This window comes from Streptomyces sp. NPDC050636 (assembly GCF_040654775.1).
Classification (GTDB): Bacteria; Actinomycetota; Actinomycetes; order Streptomycetales; family Streptomycetaceae; genus Streptomyces.
Genome location: NZ_JBFAIP010000203.1, coordinates 1 through 4,738, shown reverse-complemented (window position 1 = coordinate 4,738; position 4,738 = coordinate 1). Strand labels below are relative to the sequence as shown.

At 66.9% G+C, this 4,738-nt stretch carries 3 protein-coding genes and 1 pseudogene; 2 read left to right on the top strand and 2 right to left on the bottom strand.

The features are described from left to right. A partial coding sequence (locus tag AB0I10_RS40375; RefSeq protein WP_363157727.1) for a nitroreductase/quinone reductase family protein occupies positions 1–301 on the bottom strand: 301 nt, incomplete at its 3' end. A 245-nt stretch (positions 302–546) separates the two neighbouring features. Next, positions 547–1,491: pseudogene (locus AB0I10_RS40370) on the bottom strand (transposase); the annotation flags it as partial. Between the two features lie 217 nt (positions 1,492–1,708). On the opposite strand from AB0I10_RS40370, the gene AB0I10_RS40365 reads away from it, so the two are divergent. Continuing rightward, positions 1,709–3,469: a M28 family peptidase gene (locus AB0I10_RS40365; RefSeq protein ID WP_363157726.1), complete on the top strand. Its 1,761-nt coding sequence runs from the start codon at positions 1,709–1,711 to the stop codon at positions 3,467–3,469. A gap of 719 nt (positions 3,470–4,188) precedes the next feature. Further along, positions 4,189–4,485 (top strand): beta-propeller fold lactonase family protein, encoded by a 297-nt coding sequence (locus AB0I10_RS40360; RefSeq protein WP_363157725.1) that lies wholly within the window; start codon positions 4,189–4,191, stop codon positions 4,483–4,485. Positions 4,486–4,738 lie beyond the last annotated feature (253 nt).

Sequence of the window (4,738 nt, the reverse complement as noted above, 5' to 3'; positions counted from 1 at the left end):
GGCGTATCGACCCCTCAACGAGCTCCACGTGCGGGTCGAACTTGACGTTGAAGTACCAGACCGGGTGACGCGGGAAGCCCGCCTTCGAGGCCACGGCCGCGTACCGCCCTTCGTGCTCCACGCGCATCAGCGGGATCTTGCGGATCTTGCCGCTCTTCGCGCCGCGCGTCGTGAGAATGACAACGGGCAGGCCCGTGTCCCAGAGCGTCGCCCCTTGCGTGCCGCCCGAACTCTCATACAACTCGACCTGTTCGCGCACCCACTGCGCCGGACTCGGCTCGTACTCGCCCTCAAGAGGCATCGCGTTCACCCCATCGTCGCGTACGGGTTGTGTTGCGCAGTTCACCACAAGCACCGCGCGGATTCATCCTCGCCATACTGCCGGGCAAGTGTCTTCCCCAGCTTGCCCAGCAGGTAATGGGGCCGGATTCCTAGCCTGTGTTTCGTGAGGGTCCGGCGGCTTGCAGACGGACCTCTCCGGTTTCGAGGATGGTGTAGTTCGGCCTGGGTGCAGGTCGATGGCCCGACTGGCGCGTCGGGTGGGCGCCGGGTTCCACAGCTCCGGGTGGGTTGATCACGGTCCCCGGCCCGGGCCCGCTGGCGGTGCCGTAGCTCCAGCTCGGCGATCGGGACGTCTTTGGTGTTGATGGCGAAGCAGGTCAGCCGCATGCCGTCGGCGTCGGTGAAGCGCAACTGGGCGCCGGGGTACGGGCGTTCCTTGCGCACGATCAGCCGCATGCCCCTGGGCCAGCCGGTGAGACAGTCGCCGGCCAGCTCGGCCACCCAGGCGCCGTCGCGGATCTCGCCGTCGGGTTCCACCGCCGCCGTCCAGGCGTCGGCGGGCACATGGAGCACAGCGGTGTGGATGGTGTCGGTGATGGTCATGCCGACGGAGTACGACAGCCACCGGCCGCACTGGGCGAGCCAGGCGATGAACTCGTGGGTGACGCCGCCGGAGTCGGTGCGGATCAGGGTCTGCCATCCGCGGCGATAGTGCTTCGGCAGCTGGGCCAGAGCGAGGCGGGTGGTGGTGATGTGGTCGACGGCGGTGTTACTGCCCGCGTTTCCGGGTCGCAGCAGCGGGGCCACCGGCTCGCCGGTGCCACCTCGGCCGTGGTCGACGAAGGCCATCAGTGGGTGGTGGCCGTAGGTCTTCTTCCAGGTTGCAGCGGCGTCCTGTTTGTCGGAGTGGGCGACGACCAGTACCCCGTCGATATCCACGGTGACCTGGCCGTCGGCGTCCGGCGCCGTAGGACCGGCCAACTGCCACACCCGCTCGCGGACCTTGGCCCGCGCGGCACACAGGGCCTTGATGGCCTTGTCGTCAGCCGCGGCGAGCGTATCGACCAGGCGGGAGACGGTCGGGTCGGAGGCCACCGGCCCGACGCGGGCCCTCAAAGTATCGAAGCGTCGCAGCAGCCGCCCCGGCCGGCGCCCACCGGCGAGTGCCCGGATATCGGGCGCCACCTGCCATTTTCCGTCAAACACTGCTCCGCGCAGAAACTTCCGTTGACGCCGCGCCTGTCGCGATGTGATGGTACGGCCGCCTGGTCATGGACATGTCGTCCTCGGTCATCGGTATGTCGTCCGCCTGCCGTGCCAAGCCCCACCTCGTCGGAGACAGCAGGACGACGACAGGACGCTGCCCCGACCCGGCGTTCCACCAGAACCTCCGTCGGCGCACTCGCTACCCCCTCAAGGAGCCATGGTGTTACGAAGACTCGCGGTGGCCGGTGTATCGCTCGCCATCACCCTCGCAACGGCGGTGCTGACCGCAGCACCCACGGCAGCGGCCGCACCGCAGGCGCAACCGGCCACCACGCCACCCGTCGTCGGCAGGGCCGCGGTCGGCGACGCCCCGGACATCGACGTGGCCAAGGTCCAGGCACATCTCACCGAGCTGAACGCCATCGCGACCCGCAACGGCGGCACCCGCAAATCCAGCGGCCAGGGCTACCGGGAATCCGTCGCCTACGCCAAGAACAAGCTCCAGGCGGCCGGCTACACGGTCACCGAGCAGCCCTGCACCTCCGGCTGCTCCACCGGCGCCGGACCCAACCTGATCGCCGAATGGCCCCAGGGTGACACCGGCACGGTGTACATGTTCGGCTCCCACCTCGACAGCGTCGGGGCCGGACCCGGCATCAACGACAACGGCTCCGGCTCGGCCGCACTGCTGGAGACGGCTCTCACCCTCGCGGAGCAGAACCCCGCCATGGCGGCCCGGGTCCGCTTCGGCTGGTGGACGGACGAGGAGCAGGGACTCAACGGCTCCGACTTCTACGTCAGTTCCCTGTCCGCCACCGAGCGTTCGAAGATCAAGGCGTACTACAACTTCGACATGATCGCCTCGACCAACGGCGGTTACTTCATCAACCACGTCAACTCCGCCGCCGCCCAGCCGATGAAGGCGTACTGGGATTCCCTCAACCTCCAGCCGGAGGAGAACACCGAGGGCGCCGGCCGCTCCGACGACTACTCCTTCGAGCAGGAGGGCATCGCGACATCCGGGTACGCGATGGGAGCCGGCGCGAGAAAGACCTCCGCGCAGGCGGCCAAATGGGGCGGCACGGCCAATCGCGCCTACGACTCCTGCTATCACCAGTCCTGCGACACCACCAGCAACATCAACAGCACCGGACTGAACCGCAGCGTGGACGGCATCGCCTACACCCTCTGGAAGCTCGCCGTCGCCAACTCCACCCCCGCGAACGACTTCTCCCTGGCCGTCGCCCCCACCACGGGCAGCGTCGACCCGGGCGGCACCGCCACCAGCACGGTCTCGACGGCGACCACCAAGGGCTCCGCCCAGACCGTGAAGCTGTCGGCATCCGGCACCCCGGCAGGCGTCACCGTCTCCTTCAGCCCCGCCTCGGTGACCTCCGGCGGCAGCTCCACCATGACCGTCGCCACGGCGCCGAGCACGACCCCCGGCGCATACCCCCTCACCCTCACCGGCACCGGATCCGTCGCCCACAGCACGACCTTCACCCTGACGGTCAAGGGGACAGGAAGCTGCACCGGCCAACAGCTCCTCACCAACGGAGGGTTCGAGAACGGCACCGCACCCTGGACGGGTGACACCGGCACGATCGGTGCCCACTCGGGCCGGTCCGCCCACAGTGGCAGCCGGTTCGCCTGGCTCGGCGGCTACGGCTCCTCCGCCACCGACTCCCTCAGCCAGTCGGTGACCCTGCCCTCCGGGTGCGCCAAAGCCACCTTGACCTACTGGCTGCACATCGACACCGACGAGACCGACCGCGTCGCCTACGACACCTTCAGGGTCAAGGTGGGCAACACCACCCTGACAACCCTCTCCAACACCGACGCCACGACCGGCTACACCCAGCGCACCCTGGACCTGACCCCCTACATCGGACAGCAGATCACCCTGACCTTCACCGCCACCGAAGACGCCAGCCTCCAGACCAGCTTCGTCATCGACGACGCAGCCCTGCAGACCGGCTGACTCCCAACTACCCGGAGGGGCACGGCACCTGCACACCGCCGCTTGCCCCTCCGGCGCTCACCGGCCGCTGACCCCGGGCGGGTCGGCAAGCAACGTTTCCCACCGTCTCCGGCCCCGTAAAGGACTCGCGCAGTAGTGGACGGACGAATTCCCACGCCCCGCCGTTGGGGATGCGGGGAGCCACTGCCGAGCCTAGGGTCGCACATGGATTCCGAAGGTTCGGATTCTCAACGTCTGGAATTCGAAGGTTTCTTTCCCGGTGGTTCAGGGACTCGGAGTGATCATGAGGTGGAGTCTGCGCGGCAGATCTGGGAAAACGGATCCCGGCGTCGGGAGTCCGCCCCCAGAAGGCGGCGGCGATGGGCATACGGCAAAAACAGTCACGCTCATCGCCACCGTGGTCGGAGCGATCGCAGCCGCAGTCGGAATCGCATTCGCCTGGCCGGAGACCTGGTGGCCGCGGAGCCCGGAAGGCCCCAAGGTCAGCGTGCGTCAGATGGGTTTCCAACGATACGTGGTACCACGCGCGAGCAATCAACTGAAGGGTGCGCCCCAGATCTCCAACCCACGCTGCACAAAGGGTGCACACACCGCATGGCTCGAATCATTGGGTGGTGTACCGACCGGCACGCATATGAGTGTCTTCCTGACCAGTGAGCGCACGGAGTCCGTAGTGGTCACAGCATTTCTCCCACGCGTCAAAAAGATCCCAATACACCGTGTCGACCCTTGACATGAAAGAGCGTCGAACAGTCGCTACTATTCCCCTCGGAGCCACTGCGTACGCCGCAGCCATCAGTCCGGACGGTCGGCGACTTTATGTCGGGGTACTGGACTCGGAGAGTTCCGATGATCATGTGCTGACCATTGACACGGAAACGAACACAGTCATCGGAAAGACTGTTCCGGTCGGGGGCGACCCCATTGCCCTTGCGGTATCTCCACGAGGAAACCGGCTCTACGTGCTGAACAATACTTCGGGCGGCGTCTCTGTCGTCGCTCTACCGTACCTGTGACCGGGGACGGCGACGGCTACGCCCCCGCTCCTGCGGCCGGCCGATATGGGCATGGGGCGACTTCACTCGGTTGCCGGAGCCGTCGCACTCGATCCGCTGCTGACCGCCGTCGGCCTCAGCGGCAGGTGATCCACCACCCGAGATCACAGGAAGACGACCCCTAGTGACCTGAGTCGGAGATTCTTCGTTGGTTTGGTGTGAATCATCGTGGCCCGAAGATCCCGCCGTTGTCGGTAACGGATGCCCAGCAGGC